The sequence below is a fragment of the Arthrobacter sp. zg-Y1116 genome, assembly GCF_024385485.1.
Classification (GTDB): Bacteria; Actinomycetota; Actinomycetes; order Actinomycetales; family Micrococcaceae; genus Arthrobacter_B.
Genome location: NZ_JANFLR010000001.1, coordinates 410,886 through 425,217, shown reverse-complemented (window position 1 = coordinate 425,217; position 14,332 = coordinate 410,886). Strand labels below are relative to the sequence as shown.

Below are 14,332 nucleotides of genomic sequence, written 5' to 3'. Positions count from 1 at the left end.
CCTCACCGCCGAATGAGACAAAAGCCCGATAATCTTGTTCGACGCCGCGCAAGGCGGCTGCACTGGCGTGCGGCCGGTCCGCCCGGCGTTGAGTACCAGTATTACGGGGTCCACCCATATCCGTTCCGCAAGGCTCATTTCGAGAACCGGCGCGACGACAGGAGTAATAAGTGATTCAGCAGGAGTCGCGACTGAAGGTCGCCGACAACACGGGTGCCAAGGAAATCTTGACCATCCGCGTTCTCGGTGGATCCGGCCGTCGCTACGCAGGCATTGGCGACACCATTGTTGCCACCGTCAAGGATGCAATTCCCGGCGGCAACGTCAAAAAGGGCGACGTGGTCAAGGCCGTCATCGTCCGTACCAAGAAGGAACGCCGCCGCCAGGACGGTTCCTACATCAAGTTCGATGAGAACGCTGCAGTGATCTTGAAGAATGACGGCGACCCCCGCGGTACCCGTATCTTCGGGCCCGTTGGCCGCGAACTTCGCGACAAGAAGTTCATGAAGATCATTTCGCTGGCTCCGGAGGTGCTGTAGTCCATGGCAAAAATCAAGAAGGGTGACCTCGTTCAGGTCATCACCGGTGCTAAGGCTGAGCGCGGCGGAGACCGCGGCAAGCAGGGCAAGGTTCTGAAGGTCTTCCCCGAGAGCAACCGCATCCTCGTTGAAGGCATCAACCGCGTCACGAAGCACACCAAGGTTGGCCAGTCCTCCCGCGGTTCCAAGACCGGCGGCATCGAGGTTGTTGAAGCCCCGATCCACGTTTCCAACGTCGCCATTGTCGACCCGGAAACCAAGAAGCCGACCCGCGTTGGCTTCCGCACTGAAACCGTCGAAAAAGATGGCCGTGAGCGCACTGTGCGTATCCGCGTGGCCAAGGGCTCTGGGAAGGACCTCTAATGACTGAGACTGTCACCAAGATCGTTCCCCGTCTGAAGACCCGCTACGCAGCGGAGATCAAGCAGACCCTGCAGGACGAATTCAACTACTCGAACGTCAACCAGGTTCCCCGCCTCGTCAAGGTGGTTGTGAACATGGGTGTTGGAGATGCCGCCAAGGACTCCAAGCTCATTGACGGTGCGGTACGCGACCTCACCCAGATCACGGGCCAGAAGCCCCAGGTCACCAAGGCACGCAAGTCCATCGCTCAGTTCAAGCTGCGCGAAGGCATGCCGATCGGTGCGCACGTTACGCTGCGCGGCGACCGCATGTGGGAATTCGTGGACCGCCTGGTCACCCTGGCGCTGCCCCGTATCCGTGACTTCCGCGGCCTGAACGGCAAGCAGTTCGACGGCAACGGCAACTACACGTTCGGTCTGACCGAACAGTCGATGTTCCACGAAATCGATCAGGACAAGATCGACCGCGTACGCGGCATGGACATCACCGTGGTTACCACCGCAAAGACCGATGACGAGGGACGCGCGCTGCTGAAGGCGCTCGGCTTCCCGTTCAAATCCGAAGATTAATTACTACGTAACAGGTCCGACGGAGATCCGTGAGGCGACGCCGCACGGGGATCCTGCAGGAAACCGTTACGAGGGAGGGCAAGAGCCCAAATGACAATGACAGATCCTGTCGCAGATATGCTCACGCGTCTGCGCAATGCAAACTCGGCATACCACGATTCCGTGTCCATGCCTTACAGCAAGCTCAAGGCGCGCGTTGCTGACATCCTGAAGGCCGAGGGCTACATCGCCGGCTGGAAGGAAGAAGAGGCCGAGGTCGGCAAGAAGCTGACCCTGGATCTCAAATTCGGTCCGAACCGCGAGCGTTCCATCGCCGGCGTTCGCCGCATCTCCAAGCCCGGTCTGCGCGTTTACGCGAAGTCCACCAACCTGCCGCACGTGCTGGGTGGTCTGGGTATCGCAATCCTGTCGACGTCGTCAGGTCTCCTGACCGACCGCCAGGCCGCCAAGAAGGGTGTAGGTGGGGAAGTCCTCGCCTACGTCTGGTAGCAGGGAAGGGAAAGAAAAATGTCACGTATTGGACGTCTGCCCATCCCGGTTCCTGCCGGAGTAGATATCGCCATCAACGGCAACGTTGTATCCGTCAAGGGCGCCAAGGGCGAGCTGAGCCACACTGTGCCCAGCCCGATCACGGCAACGCTTGAAGACGGCACCATCACGGTTACCCGCCCGAACGACGAGCGTGAATCCCGCGCCCTCCACGGCCTGACCCGCACGCTGATCGCCAACATGATCACCGGCGTGACCGAAGGCTACAAGAAGGATCTGGAAATCGTTGGTACCGGTTACCGCGTGGTAGCGAAGGGTTCGGACCTCGAGTTCGCCCTGGGCTACAGCCACCCGGTCCCCGTCGCGGCCCCCGAAGGCATCACGCTTACCGTGGTTGGCCCGACGAAGGTCACCGTGTCCGGTATCGACAAGCAGCAGGTGGGCGAGGTTTCCGCCAACATCCGCAAGCTGCGTAAGCCCGACCCCTACAAGGGCAAGGGTATTCGTTACGCCGGCGAGATTGTCCGCCGCAAGGTCGGAAAGGCTGGTAAGTAACCATGGCCATCAGCATTAATAAGAAGCGAAACAGCAAGAGCAAGTCTGCCCTGCGCAGCCGACGCCAGCTGCGTATCCGCAAGCGGATTTCCGGAACCGCGGTTCGTCCGCGCCTCGTGGTCAACCGCTCTGCCCGCCACATCTTCGTCCAGGTTGTCGATGACAGCCGCGGCGTAACCGTGGCTTCCGCCTCCACCATGGAAGCGGATCTGCGTGCACTGGACGGCGACAAGACCGCCAAGGCCAAGCGCGTCGGCGAACTCGTTGCTGAGCGGTCGAAGGCCGCCGGCATCGAAGCCGTTGTCTTTGACCGCGGTGGTAACCGCTACCACGGCCGTATTGCTGCAGTTGCAGACGGCGCACGTGAAGGTGGGCTGGCACTGTGACCGAGGTAAACAAGGAAAAGGAAAATCAGGTGACTGAAGCTACAGCTGCTGAGGCAACTGAGACCAAGGAAGCCGCAGCCACCGGTACCGACGACCGCCGCGGCGGACGTCGCGGCGAGCAGCGCGGCTCCGACCGTGGAGGCCGCGGCGAACGCGGTGGCCGCGGTGGCCGCGACGGCGGACGCAACGATGAGAAGGACAAGTTCATTGAACGCGTCGTGACCATCAACCGCGTTGCCAAGGTGGTCAAGGGTGGCCGTCGCTTCAGCTTCACCGCCCTCGTTGTTGTCGGTGACGGCAACGGCATGGTCGGCGTTGGCTACGGCAAGGCAAAGGAAGTTCCCTCCGCTATTGCAAAGGCTGTTGAAGAAGCCAAGAAGACCTTCTTCCGCGTCCCGCGCATCGGTGGAACCATCCCGCACCTCGTCCAGGGTGAAGCTGCTGCAGGCGTTGTCCTGCTGCGTCCGGCTTCCCCCGGTACCGGTGTTATCGCCGGTGGTCCGGTCCGCGCCATTCTGGAATGCGCCGGTATCCACGACGTCCTGTCCAAGTCGCTCGGGTCCTCCAACGCCATCAACATCGTGCACGCCACGGTTGATGCGCTGAAGCGCCTCGAAGAGCCCCAGGCAGTGGCAGCACGCCGCGGCCTTCCGCTCGACCAGGTCGTTCCCTACGCGATGCTCCGCAACATGCAGAAGGCAGGTGCCTGATGTCGACTCCGAAGAACGTCGTCGTTAGCACGGCTCGACTGGAAATCACTCAGATCAAGTCCACCATCGGTGGTAAGCAGAATCAGCGCGACACGCTGCGTTCACTGGGCCTGAAGCACATCGGCGACTCTGTCGTCCGTACTGCTGATGCAGTGACCGTTGGCATGATCAACACGGTTCCGCACCTCGTGAAGGTTGAGGAGGCGAAGTAACATGCCCGAAGAAAACAGAACTCTGAAGGTCCATCACCTGCGTCCGGCACCCGGTGCCAAGACGGCCAAGACCCGCGTAGGCCGCGGTGAAGGTTCCAAGGGTAAGACGGCAGGCCGCGGTACCAAGGGTACGGCTGCCCGCTACCAGGTCAAGGCAGGCTTCGCCGGCGGTCAGCTTCCGCTGCACATGCGTCTGCCGAAGCTGCGCGGCTTCAAGAACCCGTTCCGGGTCGAGTTCCAGGTTGTAAACCTGGACAAGATCTCGGAACTGTTCCCCGAAGGCGGCGCCGTGGATATCGAAGCACTGGTTGCCAAGGGCGCGGTTCGCAAGAACCAGCCCGTCAAGGTGCTCGGCTCCGGCGACATCACCGTCAAGGTTGATGTCCAGGCCAACGCCTTCTCCGCCAGCGCTGCAGAAAAGATCGCCGCAGCCGGCGGATCCACCACAACGGTCTAAGACCTCGTGGCGGGTCTGTTACCCTCCCCGTCCGGACACATTGCGTGTACCGGCAGGGGAGGGGCGCACGATCCAACGTTTCACCACTGAACTCCTGGCGGACCCCATCCGGTCCGCCGGGAGTTCAGTTCCGTTTAAGGCAACTACCGCGTCCAGTACGGCGTTAACGCAGTACGGGCCGCGAGCGGCTAGACTCTGTTTCTGTCACAAGTCCGGATCGGACTTTCCAAACTTCAGGAGGACGCTTGCTTAGCGCTATTGGCCGGGCTTTCCGGACACCAGACCTGCGACGCAAGCTGTTGTTTACGCTGGGAATCATCACTATCTTCCGCATGGGTGCTTTTATCCCGGCCCCGGGTGTTGACTACGGCAATGTGCAGCAGTGCTTGAATCTGGGTGCCACCTCCGGTGGTATTTACCAGTTCGTCAATCTCTTCAGCGGCGGTGCGCTGCTGCAGGTCTCCATCTTTGCCCTCGGCATCATGCCCTACATCACCGCCAGCATCATTGTTCAGCTGCTGCGCGTCGTGATCCCGCACTTCCAGGCCCTCTACGAAGAGGGTCAGCAGGGCCAGTCGAAGCTCACCCAGTACACGCGGTACCTCACCATCGCGCTGGGCCTGCTCAACGCGACGACGGTCGTCTCCCTGGCCCGCTCGGGTGCACTCTTCAACAACCAGTGCGCCCTGCCGATCATCCCGGACGACAACCTGGTCACCGTCCTGCTGCTCATCGTCACGCTGACCGCCGGTACCGGCGTCATCATGTGGATGGGCGAGCTCGTCACGGAAAAGGGTGTGGGCAACGGTATGTCGCTGCTCATCTTCACCTCGATCGCGGCGTCCTTCCCCAGCGCCCTTGGCGCCATCCTCAGCGCACAGGGCTGGACCATCTTCCTGGCCGTCATCGCCGTCGGCGTCCTGACGGTGGCCCTGGTCATCTTCGTGGAGCAGTCGCAGCGCCGCATTCCGGTGCAGTACGCCAAGCGCATGGTCGGCCGGCGGACCGTAGGGGGCACGAACACCTACATTCCGATCAAGGTGAACATGGCCGGCGTGATCCCCGTGATCTTCGCATCCTCCATGCTCTACCTGCCCAGCCTGCTGGCGCAGTTCAATACTCCCTCGCAGGGCACGCCGCCGGGATGGGTGGTCTGGATCAACAACTACCTCGTCAGCGGCGACCACCCGCTGTACATGCTGGTGTACTTCCTGCTGATCGTTTTCTTCACCTACTTCTACGTCTCCATCACGTTCAACCCGGACGAGGTCTCGGAGAACATGAAGAAGTACGGCGGCTTCATTCCCGGCATCCGGGCCGGCCGCCCCACCGCCGAATACCTGCAGTACGTGCTCTCCCGGATCACGCTGCCCGGCGCCCTTTACCTGGGCTTTGTCGCCCTGATCCCGCTGATTGCTCTGGTGTTGGTTGGAGCTAACCAGAACTTCCCGTTCGGCGGAACGTCAATCCTCATCATGGTTGGTGTGGGACTGGAAACGGTTAAGCAAATTGACGCGCAGCTCCAGCAACGTCACTACGAAGGGTTATTGCGATGACAAGAATGCTGATTATCGGGCCTCCCGGCGCCGGTAAAGGAACTCAGGCCGCTCGGATCTCGGACCGGCTCGGTGTCACGGCAATATCAACCGGCGACATTTTCCGCTCGAACGTGAAAGAGGAAACGCCCCTGGGCGTGGAGGCGAAGAAATACATCGACGCCGGCAACTTCGTTCCGGATACCGTCACCAACGCCATGGTCCGCAGCCGGCTGGCTGACGGCGACGTCGAATCGGGCTTCCTGCTGGACGGCTACCCGCGCACCGTGGCGCAGGTTGAAGAACTCGACGACATCCTGGCCGGCAACGGCCAGAAGCTTGACGCGGTACTCCTCCTGACCGCCGACGACGACGAACTCGTGGCCCGCCTGCTCCGGCGCGCGGAACTCGAGGGCCGCAGCGACGACACGGAAGACGTCATCCGGCACCGCCTGGACCTCTACAAGCAGCAGACGGCCGACGTCGTCGCCCGTTACGAGGACCGCGGAATCGTCACCCGGGTGGATGGCCTCGGCGGCATCGACGAAGTCACCGAGCGTGTCATGGAAGCACTGAAGGACCTGCGCTAAGAAAGTCCGGCGCAAAACGTTATCCGCTAGGAAGTTAGAAGACACATGTTCGGCCAGCCTCGAATCGAATACAAAACCAACGAGCAGATGCGCATCATGCGCGAAGCCGGCCTTGTATTGATCTCAGCGCTCGACGCGGCGGTCAAGGCCGCCGACGTCGGCGTCAGTACACGCGAAATCGATGCAGTATTTGCCCGGGTACTCAAGGAAGCGGGAGCCACCTCCAACTTCCTGGGGTACTACGACTACCCGGCCACGGTCTGCACGTCCGTGAATGAAGAAGTTGTCCACGGCATTCCGGGAGACCGGGTGCTGCAGGACGGCGACATCATTTCCATCGACGGCGGTGCAGTGGTGAACGGCTGGCACTCGGACTCCGCACGAACCGTGATCGTGGGTACGCCGGATCCGGAGGACCAGCGGCTGTCGGATGTCACCGAGAACGCCATGTGGCACGGCATTGCCGCTGCTGCCAAAGGCAAGTTCGTGGGGGACATCGGCGACGCCGTGGACGACTATGTCAGCAGCGTCCCGGGCAAGAAGCTGGGAATCCTCGAGGACTATGTCGGCCACGGCATCGGCACCGAAATGCATCAGGCACCCGATGTCCTGAACTACCGCACCGGACACCGCGGGCCGAAGCTGCGGCCGGGCCTGTGCCTGGCCATCGAGCCGATGCTGGTACGCGGCAAGATCCTCACCCGCACGCTCGATGACGATTGGACAGTTGTCACCGAAGACGGCAGCCGTTCCAGCCAGTGGGAGCACTCCGTCGCGATCCATGAAAAGGGGATCTGGGTGCTCACGGCGCCCGACGGCGGTGCCTCCCGGCTGGAACCGCTGGGGGTTACCCCGGTTCCGATTCCCTAGGGAATCCTCCGCATGCACTAAACCGGCAGGCCCCGTTCCTTCTAGGAACGGGGCCTGCCGGTTTTCCCGGGGCGGATGCGCAGACGCGACGGGCCGGCCTCGGTGCGGGCACGTGCCCGGGGGCCGGGGTCCCGCCGGCGGCCTGGATGAACTGCAGCTGATGTCACGGGGAATCCTTGGCGGACGGCCGGTGAAGAGTGGTGTTTTCCCGGCTTTCGAGCGGTCCGCCACCTTACCGTGAAGTCATGGCCTCGACGTACAGAGCAGCAGCCCCGGCGGCACGATCCCTGAGCAACCTGCCGGCAGTGATCGCCCACAGGGGAAACAGTTCGGCGGCACCGGAGAACACCCTTCCGGCATTTGCCGCGGCGGCAGCAGCCGGAGCTGCGATGATCGAAACGGATCTTCGCCTCACGGCCGACGGAACCGCGGTGCTCCTGCACGACGCGAAACTGGGCCGGACGACCAATCTGCGCGGGCGCGTGAGCCGCACCTCGGCCGCCCGGCTCGCCGTGGCGGATGCCGGTGCCTGGTTTTCCGAAAACCACAGGGGAGTGCCGGTGCCGACGCTCGGGGACCTCGTGACGTTCCTGTCCGACCGGCAGCAACTGGGGCTGGTACTCGAGTTCAAGGGAGAGTGGAGTCCCCGCGGGGTGGAGCCTGTGGCGGATGCCCTGTGGGCGGCGGGACTGAAAGACCGCATTCTCGTGCAGGCCTTTTCGCGGCGGACCGTAGCAGCCCTGGCCCTGGCCGCCCCGGAATTCCGGCGGGGACTGCTGGTCGGCACAGCACCGTCGGGCAGGCATGGAGAGACGGCGCTGCAGCGGTTCCTCTTCCGGGTGGAGGCTGCAGCGTGCAATCCCGGCGGGCGGTTCCTGGCCGAGCGCCCGGACCTGACGGCGCGGCTGCGTGCCGACGGGATGTCCGTGTATCCGTGGACCCTGGACCGCCCGGCACAGTGGCTGGAAGCCTTCGATGCGGGGGTGGACGGGATCATCACCAACCGTCCCGGCGCGCTGGCGGCGTGGGGAAACACCCGGTGCGGGAACTGGACAGCCGGAGCGATTTAACTTATGGGGGGTCTTCCCGTAGAGTTATCTGTTGGTTGTCTCTACATTCGTGCCCGGATTGACCGCTTTCGATGCTTTGTGCGCCGATGCGGTGGCTGGGCCGGTGGAACGGCCACATTCGAAAAACCGTTGCCGGCGTCAAGCCGGTGACACAGACGTTAGCGGAGGATATGGCCAAGAAAGACGGCGTCATTGAGATCGAGGGCTCGGTAAACGAAGCCCTGCCCAACGCGATGTTCCGCGTTGAGCTGGCCAACGGCCACATTGTGCTCGCACACATCTCGGGAAAGATGCGTCAACACTACATTCGCATCCTCCCTGGAGACCGCGTTGTGGTGGAACTTAGCCCGTACGACCTCACCCGGGGTCGCATCGTCTACCGCTACAAATAAACCGCTGCAAAGACGGACAGCGCACCGCTCAGCCGGTTCACTGACCGTTCAAGCTCAACCCTGCAACCACGCAAAGGAAAACCATGAAGGTCCAGCCGAGCGTCAAGCAGATCTGCGATAAGTGCAAGGTGATTCGCCGTAACGGTCGAGTCATGGTGATCTGCGAGAACCCGCGCCACAAGCAGCGCCAGGGCTAATCTGCTTCTCTAGCTCCGGAGCCCGAAAGGGCAACGGTAAGAGGGCCCCTGATTTCAGGGATCAGCCCACGCGTAGTTAATTGAATATGGCAGTGCAGCGTCTATACGCGTGACGCATACCCCCGGTACGGAGGCCGGGGACCTGGCAACAGGGACGCACTGCTTCAGACCTCCGGTAATAACCAAAGGAGAACCGCCGATATGGCACGTCTCGCTGGCGTTGACATTCCCCGCGAAAAGCGGGTAGTGATTGCGCTTACCTACATCTACGGCGTGGGCAAGACCCGTGCAGAGCAGACCCTTGTAGAGACCGGCATCAGCCCGGAAACTCGCGTCAAGGACCTCACCGACGCTGAACTCGTTCAGCTGCGTGACTACATCGAGGGCAACTTCAAGGTTGAGGGTGACCTCCGCCGTGAGGTGGCCGCCGACATCCGCCGCAAGGTTGAAATCGGCAGCTACCAGGGCATCCGGCACCGCCGCGGCATGCCCGTCCACGGTCAGCGCACGAAGACCAACGCTCGTACCCGCAAGGGCCCGAAGCGCACCGTTGCCGGTAAGAAGAAGGCCGGCCGCTAAATAAGCGGTCTTCGGCCACGGCCCGAATCCGGGCCACCTAAACCAAACTCTTTGTAGGAGAAGTAATGCCCCCCAAGACTCGTGGAGCGGTCCGCAAACCGCGTCGCAAGGATAAGAAGAATATCGCGCTCGGCCAGGCGCATATCAAGAGCACCTTCAACAACACCATCGTGTCCATCACGGACCCGTCCGGTGCTGTTATCTCATGGGCTTCCGCCGGTGAGGTTGGCTTCAAGGGCTCCCGTAAGTCCACCCCGTTCGCTGCTCAGATGGCTGCTGAAGCTGCCGCGAAGCGCGCACAGGAGCACGGCGTCCGCAAGGTCGACGTCTTCGTGAAGGGTCCGGGCTCCGGTCGCGAGACCGCCATCCGTTCACTGCAGGCCACCGGCCTGGAGGTTGGCTCCATTCAGGATGTCACCCCGAGCGCACACAACGGTTGCCGTCCCCCGAAGCGCCGCCGCGTATAAGCAGCACTGCGGTTCCGGTTTCCCCGGCGGGCAGCCCACTTTTCCAAGTGGGTTGCCCGCCGGAGGGCGCCGGTCCCGGGCTGGCTGTTAGCCGTCCAAGACGCCCGCGGAAGACCCGTCGTCGTCGTTTCCACCATTTGTGTTGCGTCATATAGCGGATGCTCGCTGAAAGGAAATGCAAGTGCTCATTGCACAGCGCCCCACCCTCACTGAAGAAGTCGTAGCCGACAACCGCTCACGGTTCATCATTGAACCCCTGGAGCCGGGTTTCGGTTACACCCTTGGTAACTCCCTCCGTCGTACCCTGCTGTCCTCCATTCCCGGTGCCGCTGTAACCAGCATCCGCATCGAGGGCGTGCTGCACGAGTTCACGACGGTTCCCGGCGTCAAGGAAGATGTCACTGAGATCATCCTGAACGTCAAGAACCTCTCGGTTTCCTCCGAGCACGACGAACCCGTTGTGGCTTACCTGCGCAAGCAGGGCCCCGGCGTGGTTACGGCCGCGGACATCGCTCCGCCGGCCGGCGTGGAGTTCCACAACCCCGACCTGCACATCGCCACGCTGAACTCGAAGGGCAAGTTCGAACTCGAACTGACCATCGAGCGCGGCCGCGGCTACGTGTCGGCCAGCCAGAACAAGTCCGGTGACCAGGAAATCGGCCGTATCCCGGTTGACTCCATTTACTCGCCGGTTCTGAAGGTGACCTTCCGCGTGGAAGCCACCCGTGTTGAGCAGCGCACCGACTTCGATCGCCTGATCGTTGACGTTGAAACCAAGGATGCCATTGCACCGCGCGACGCTGTCGCCTCTGCCGGTACCACCCTGGTTGAACTGTTCGGCCTGGCACGTGAACTCAACACCGCCGCTGAAGGTATCGAAATCGGTCCGAGCCCCACGGATGCCGCACTGGCAGCCGACATGGCCCTGCCGATCGAAGACCTCGAGCTGACCGTGCGTTCGTACAACTGCCTCAAGCGCGAAGGCATCCACACCGTGGGTGAACTCGTAGCCCGCTCCGAGGCTGACCTGATGGACATCCGCAACTTCGGCGCGAAGTCCATCGACGAGGTGAAGGCAAAGCTGGTTGAACTGGGTCTGTCCCTGAAGGATTCCCCTCCCGGGTTTGACCTGGCCGCCCGTGCCGCAGCTATTGAAGAGGACGAGTCCGAGTACTCGGACGACGAGCTCTAACTGAAGCAAATTCTTGCCGTTCGGGCCATTGAGCACCGCACGGCACCGTTTGAGGAGAAAAAGTAATGCCTACACCCACCAAGGGTAAGCGCCTCGGAGGCAGCCCGGCACACCAGCGACTGATGCTGGCCAACCTTGCCGCGCAGCTGTTCGAGCACAAGCAGATCACCACCACGGTGACCAAGGCCAAGCGTCTGCGTCCCTACGCAGAGCGCCTGATCACGTTCGCAAAGCGCGGGGACCTGTCCTCCCGCCGTCGCGTCCTGGCCCTGATCTCCGACAAGGGCATCGTCCACGAGCTCTTCACCGACATTGCTCCGGCAGTCGAGAAGCGCGACGGCGGCTACACCCGTATCACCAAGATCGGCAACCGCAAGGGCGACAACGCTCCCATGGCTGTCATCGAACTGGTCCTGGAGCCGCTTTCTGCCAAGCAGTCGGTAGTGGCCGAAGCCAGCACCGCTGCCGCTGCAGCCGCTCCGGCGCCTGCCGTTGAGTCTGCAGATTCCGCTGAGTCGGCAGAATCTGCCGATTCCGCTGAGTCCGCCGATTCGGCTGAGTCTGCCGACTCCGCTGATGAGGCTGTCGAAGCGACCGAAGAGAAGAAGTAATTCTTCGCTGAAGTCCCGGTGCCCTTAATATGGGTGCTATGACTATTGAAAGGCCCGCCGTCCCCGGAATGGATGGCGGGCCTTTCCGCGTCCGGATGGACCTCGCCTACGACGGTGCTCCGTTCTCCGGCTGGGCCGCCCAGCCCGGCCTGCGGACCGTCCAGGGCCTGGTCGAAGACGGGCTGGCAGTCCTGCTGCGCCGCCCGGTCCGGACGACAGTGGCCGGGCGGACCGACGCCGGCGTCCACGCCCGCGGCCAGGTGGTGCACTTCGACCTCACTGCATCCGAATGGCACGAGCTGGCCAGGGGGCGGGACATGGACCCGGGAGTCTCCCTGCGGCGCAGGCTGCACGGGGTGCTGAACAAGGAGCTGACCATGCCGGCGCGGGAAGCAGGCCTCCAGCGGCGCGCCGTGGATGCCCTGGGCGGAGCCGTGGAAGTGCTGTCGGCCGTCCCTGCCCCGGCAGGCTTCGACGCACGCTTTTCGGCCCTCTGGCGCCGCTACAGCTACCGCATCTGCGACCTGCCCGAAACCCGGGATCCGTTGTCCCGGCACACCACGCTGTGGTTCAAGGCACCCCTGGACATCGACCGGATGAACGAAGCCGCAGCCGGCGTGCTGGGCATCCGGGACTTCCTCTCCTTCTGCAAACCGCGGACCGGATCCACCACCACCCGTGAACTCCTGGAGTTCAGCTTCCACCGAGGCGGTGACGGAGTTATCAGCACCCACATCCAGGCTGACGCCTTCTGCCACAACATGGTCCGCTCGCTGGTGGGCGGCTCACTGCTGGTCGGCTCGGGGGAGCGGCGCCCCCAGTGGCTTGCCGAACGCATGTTCGCGCGGATCCGGGACTCGAAGTCACTCCTGGCCCCGCCGCACCCGCTGGTGCTGGAGGAAGTCCGCTATCCGGCCGACTCCGATCTGGCCCGGCGTGCCGAGCTGACCCGGGCGCAGCGCGAATAGCCGATCCGGGCGCTGCGGTCCTAAAATAGGGGCAAAACCAATATCCGGCGCTGGAGCCATAACGCGGGGACAGCTTTTGACCTGACTACTCAAGCAGGCTATTGTTTATAGTCGTTGTGCGTGTCCTACCTCGATAGGCCTATGCCCACGGGAGCGGCTCAGTTGCAGAGCCACCTGGCCCCGGGGAAATAGCCGAGATCTCAGGACCACTGGTTAATTCAGTCCTCACCTGACCATCCGGTAACGCATAGAGAAGCTGCACTGTCCATGGCATCCATGGGCGGCGCGCCACCTAAGAAGAAGAAACGAAGGCAAACACCGTGCGTACGTACACCCCGAAGCCCGGCGACATCAACCGCCAGTGGCACGTCATTGACGCCACCGACGTTGTCCTAGGCCGTCTTGCCAGCCAGACCGCAACACTGCTGCGCGGAAAGCACAAGCCGACCTTTGCTCCCCACATGGACATGGGCGATTTCGTCATCATCATCAACGCCGAGAAGGTTGCCCTGACCGGCGCCAAGCTCGAACAGAAGCGTGCCTACCGCCACTCGGGTTACCCGGGCGGTCTGTCCTCCGTCAACTACGCCGAACTGCTGGAGCAGAACCCGGTACGTGCAGTTGAGAAGGCCATCCGCGGCATGCTGCCCAAGAACTCCCTGGCTGCTGATCAGATCAGCAAGCTGAAGGTCTACCGCGGTGCCGAGCACCCGCACGCCGCTCAGCAGCCCAAGACCTACGAAATCAACCAGGTCGCCCAGTAGTTCTGGCCCGCCAACTAAGAAATTAATTCAAGGAGAATCGTGGCTCAGAACACTGAAGAGCTCAATGAAAACACCGAGGAGCTTTCGAGCTACACCTCGGAATCCTCTGACTCGGTTCAGGCCGACGTCAAGGAACGCCCCGCCCTGACCGTCCCCGGCTCCGCCGTCGGACGCCGCAAGCAGGCTATTGCCCGCGTGCGCCTCGTCCCGGGTACCGGCAAGTGGATCGTCAACGACCGCGAGCTCGAGGATTACTTCCCGAACAAGCTGCACCAGCAGGAAGTCAACGAGCCGTTCAAGCTTCTTGACCTCGAAGGCGCCTACGACGTCATTGCACGCATCCACGGCGGCGGCCCCTCCGGCCAGGCCGGCGCGCTGCGTCTGGGCGTTGCCCGCTCGCTGAACGAGATCGACCGCGAGAACAACCGCCCCGCCCTGAAGAAGGCAGGCTTCCTGACTCGTGACGCCCGCGTCATCGAGCGTAAGAAGGCCGGTCTCAAGAAGGCCCGTAAGGCACCTCAGTACTCCAAGCGCTAAAAAGCGCCTACCCGGGGTGTATTCGCTGGAGCGAATACACCCCGGGGCCCTCGGCGCTTTTTAGCGCTTGGCTCCACAAGCGCCGGTTTCAGGGCTTGGGTTCATAAGCGCCGAAGAGCGTGGGGTTTTACCAAAAGGCAGTCGCTACGGCGGCTGCCTTTTGGCGTTAATGCGGCCGCGGGACGTCGGCTTGACCACACAGCCGAGCGGTATCTGCCTGACTGGCGCACACTTTCGCGTTTCCCGTTTCGGAGACATGGGTGCACCGGTGGCAGAATGG

General features: G+C 62.6%; 22 protein-coding genes. All 22 read left to right on the top strand.

All coding sequences use genetic code 11. The features are described from left to right. Positions 1-170 precede the first annotated feature (170 nt). The 22 genes from rplN (at position 171) to rpsI (ending at position 14,052) form a co-directional block, all read left to right on the top strand. Complete coding sequence (gene rplN, locus NNX34_RS01930; RefSeq protein ID WP_055239356.1) at positions 171-539, top strand: 50S ribosomal protein L14; 369 nt, start codon at positions 171-173, stop codon at positions 537-539. A gap of 3 nt (positions 540-542) precedes the next feature. Continuing rightward, on the top strand, positions 543-902 hold the full coding sequence (rplX, locus tag NNX34_RS01925) for a 50S ribosomal protein L24 (protein WP_227918730.1): 360 nt from the start codon (positions 543-545) through the stop codon (positions 900-902). Next, the gene (gene rplE / locus NNX34_RS01920) at positions 902-1,471 is read left to right on the top strand and encodes a 50S ribosomal protein L5 (protein ID WP_227912807.1); all 570 of its coding nucleotides are present in this window, start codon (positions 902-904) and stop codon (positions 1,469-1,471) included. The genes rplX and rplE overlap by 1 nt, the downstream gene beginning before the upstream one ends. A gap of 90 nt (positions 1,472-1,561) precedes the next feature. Beyond that, positions 1,562-1,960: a 30S ribosomal protein S8 gene (rpsH, locus tag NNX34_RS01915; RefSeq protein ID WP_146361106.1), complete on the top strand. Its 399-nt coding sequence runs from the start codon at positions 1,562-1,564 to the stop codon at positions 1,958-1,960. A gap of 18 nt (positions 1,961-1,978) precedes the next feature. After that, entirely contained in the window at positions 1,979-2,515 is a 537-nt protein-coding gene (gene rplF, locus NNX34_RS01910; RefSeq protein WP_255764877.1) for a 50S ribosomal protein L6, read from the top strand. 2 nt (positions 2,516-2,517) lie between these two features. Then, a complete protein-coding gene (rplR, locus tag NNX34_RS01905) occupies positions 2,518-2,901 on the top strand; it encodes a 50S ribosomal protein L18 (RefSeq protein WP_227918722.1) in 384 nt (127 codons plus the stop codon). Between the two features lie 29 nt (positions 2,902-2,930). Continuing rightward, on the top strand, positions 2,931-3,611 hold the full coding sequence (gene rpsE, locus NNX34_RS01900; protein WP_227918719.1) for a 30S ribosomal protein S5: 681 nt from the start codon (positions 2,931-2,933) through the stop codon (positions 3,609-3,611). Then, a complete protein-coding gene (gene rpmD, locus NNX34_RS01895) occupies positions 3,611-3,823 on the top strand; it encodes a 50S ribosomal protein L30 (protein ID WP_227918717.1) in 213 nt (70 codons plus the stop codon). The genes rpsE and rpmD overlap by 1 nt, the downstream gene beginning before the upstream one ends. A 1-nt stretch (position 3,824) precedes the next feature. Next, complete coding sequence (gene rplO, locus NNX34_RS01890; RefSeq protein WP_255764876.1) at positions 3,825-4,280, top strand: 50S ribosomal protein L15; 456 nt, start codon at positions 3,825-3,827, stop codon at positions 4,278-4,280. Between the two features lie 245 nt (positions 4,281-4,525). Further along, complete coding sequence (gene secY / locus NNX34_RS01885; protein WP_255764875.1) at positions 4,526-5,836, top strand: preprotein translocase subunit SecY; 1,311 nt, start codon at positions 4,526-4,528, stop codon at positions 5,834-5,836. After that, the gene (locus NNX34_RS01880; RefSeq protein ID WP_255764874.1) at positions 5,833-6,405 is read left to right on the top strand and encodes an adenylate kinase; all 573 of its coding nucleotides are present in this window, start codon (positions 5,833-5,835) and stop codon (positions 6,403-6,405) included. The genes secY and NNX34_RS01880 overlap by 4 nt, the downstream gene beginning before the upstream one ends. Positions 6,406-6,450: 45 nt before the next feature. After that, positions 6,451-7,275: a type I methionyl aminopeptidase gene (gene map / locus NNX34_RS01875; RefSeq protein ID WP_227918708.1), complete on the top strand. Its 825-nt coding sequence runs from the start codon at positions 6,451-6,453 to the stop codon at positions 7,273-7,275. A 245-nt stretch (positions 7,276-7,520) separates the two neighbouring features. Beyond that, complete coding sequence (locus NNX34_RS01870) at positions 7,521-8,345, top strand: glycerophosphodiester phosphodiesterase family protein (protein ID WP_255764873.1); 825 nt, start codon at positions 7,521-7,523, stop codon at positions 8,343-8,345. A gap of 170 nt (positions 8,346-8,515) precedes the next feature. Continuing rightward, complete coding sequence (gene infA / locus NNX34_RS01865; protein WP_055239372.1) at positions 8,516-8,737, top strand: translation initiation factor IF-1; 222 nt, start codon at positions 8,516-8,518, stop codon at positions 8,735-8,737. A gap of 83 nt (positions 8,738-8,820) precedes the next feature. Continuing rightward, positions 8,821-8,934, top strand: a complete 114-nt coding sequence (gene rpmJ / locus NNX34_RS01860) for a 50S ribosomal protein L36 (protein WP_012397712.1) — start codon at positions 8,821-8,823, stop codon at positions 8,932-8,934. A gap of 201 nt (positions 8,935-9,135) precedes the next feature. Next, entirely contained in the window at positions 9,136-9,513 is a 378-nt protein-coding gene (gene rpsM / locus NNX34_RS01855; RefSeq protein ID WP_227903828.1) for a 30S ribosomal protein S13, read from the top strand. Positions 9,514-9,578: 65 nt separating this feature from the next. Continuing rightward, positions 9,579-9,980: a 30S ribosomal protein S11 gene (gene rpsK, locus NNX34_RS01850; RefSeq protein ID WP_049829160.1), complete on the top strand. Its 402-nt coding sequence runs from the start codon at positions 9,579-9,581 to the stop codon at positions 9,978-9,980. A gap of 181 nt (positions 9,981-10,161) precedes the next feature. Continuing rightward, entirely contained in the window at positions 10,162-11,172 is a 1,011-nt protein-coding gene (locus NNX34_RS01845) for a DNA-directed RNA polymerase subunit alpha (protein ID WP_146361126.1), read from the top strand. Positions 11,173-11,237: 65 nt separating this feature from the next. Continuing rightward, entirely contained in the window at positions 11,238-11,783 is a 546-nt protein-coding gene (rplQ, locus tag NNX34_RS01840; RefSeq protein ID WP_227918703.1) for a 50S ribosomal protein L17, read from the top strand. Positions 11,784-11,821: 38 nt separating this feature from the next. After that, the gene (locus NNX34_RS01835) at positions 11,822-12,751 is read left to right on the top strand and encodes a tRNA pseudouridine(38-40) synthase TruA (protein ID WP_255764872.1); all 930 of its coding nucleotides are present in this window, start codon (positions 11,822-11,824) and stop codon (positions 12,749-12,751) included. Between the two features lie 320 nt (positions 12,752-13,071). Then, entirely contained in the window at positions 13,072-13,515 is a 444-nt protein-coding gene (rplM, locus tag NNX34_RS01830; protein ID WP_227918698.1) for a 50S ribosomal protein L13, read from the top strand. 39 nt (positions 13,516-13,554) lie between these two features. After that, positions 13,555-14,052, top strand: coding sequence for a 30S ribosomal protein S9 (gene rpsI / locus NNX34_RS01825; protein ID WP_227918696.1), 498 nt, complete (start codon positions 13,555-13,557; stop codon positions 14,050-14,052). Positions 14,053-14,332 lie beyond the last annotated feature (280 nt).

Excerpts from the sequence above, each read along its gene's own strand:
- rplX (WP_227918730.1), top strand. The coding sequence starts at position 543 with ATGGCAAAAATCAAGAAGGGTGACCTCGTTCAGGTCATCACCGGTGCT.
- rplQ (WP_227918703.1), top strand. The coding sequence starts at position 11,238 with ATGCCTACACCCACCAAGGGTAAGCGCCTCGGAGGCAGCCCGGCACAC.
- rplE (WP_227912807.1), top strand. The coding sequence starts at position 902 with ATGACTGAGACTGTCACCAAGATCGTTCCCCGTCTGAAGACCCGCTAC.
- rplR (WP_227918722.1), top strand. The coding sequence starts at position 2,518 with ATGGCCATCAGCATTAATAAGAAGCGAAACAGCAAGAGCAAGTCTGCC.
- rpmJ (WP_012397712.1), top strand. The coding sequence starts at position 8,821 with ATGAAGGTCCAGCCGAGCGTCAAGCAGATCTGCGATAAGTGCAAGGTG.
- NNX34_RS01880 (WP_255764874.1), top strand. The coding sequence starts at position 5,833 with ATGACAAGAATGCTGATTATCGGGCCTCCCGGCGCCGGTAAAGGAACT.
- infA (WP_055239372.1), top strand. The coding sequence starts at position 8,516 with ATGGCCAAGAAAGACGGCGTCATTGAGATCGAGGGCTCGGTAAACGAA.
- rpsM (WP_227903828.1), top strand. The coding sequence starts at position 9,136 with ATGGCACGTCTCGCTGGCGTTGACATTCCCCGCGAAAAGCGGGTAGTG.
- map (WP_227918708.1), top strand. The coding sequence starts at position 6,451 with ATGTTCGGCCAGCCTCGAATCGAATACAAAACCAACGAGCAGATGCGC.
- rpsH (WP_146361106.1), top strand. The coding sequence starts at position 1,562 with ATGACAATGACAGATCCTGTCGCAGATATGCTCACGCGTCTGCGCAAT.
- rplO (WP_255764876.1), top strand. The coding sequence starts at position 3,825 with ATGCCCGAAGAAAACAGAACTCTGAAGGTCCATCACCTGCGTCCGGCA.
- rpsK (WP_049829160.1), top strand. The coding sequence starts at position 9,579 with ATGCCCCCCAAGACTCGTGGAGCGGTCCGCAAACCGCGTCGCAAGGAT.
- NNX34_RS01870 (WP_255764873.1), top strand. The coding sequence starts at position 7,521 with ATGGCCTCGACGTACAGAGCAGCAGCCCCGGCGGCACGATCCCTGAGC.
- NNX34_RS01835 (WP_255764872.1), top strand. The coding sequence starts at position 11,822 with ATGACTATTGAAAGGCCCGCCGTCCCCGGAATGGATGGCGGGCCTTTC.
- rplF (WP_255764877.1), top strand. The coding sequence starts at position 1,979 with ATGTCACGTATTGGACGTCTGCCCATCCCGGTTCCTGCCGGAGTAGAT.
- rpmD (WP_227918717.1), top strand. The coding sequence starts at position 3,611 with ATGTCGACTCCGAAGAACGTCGTCGTTAGCACGGCTCGACTGGAAATC.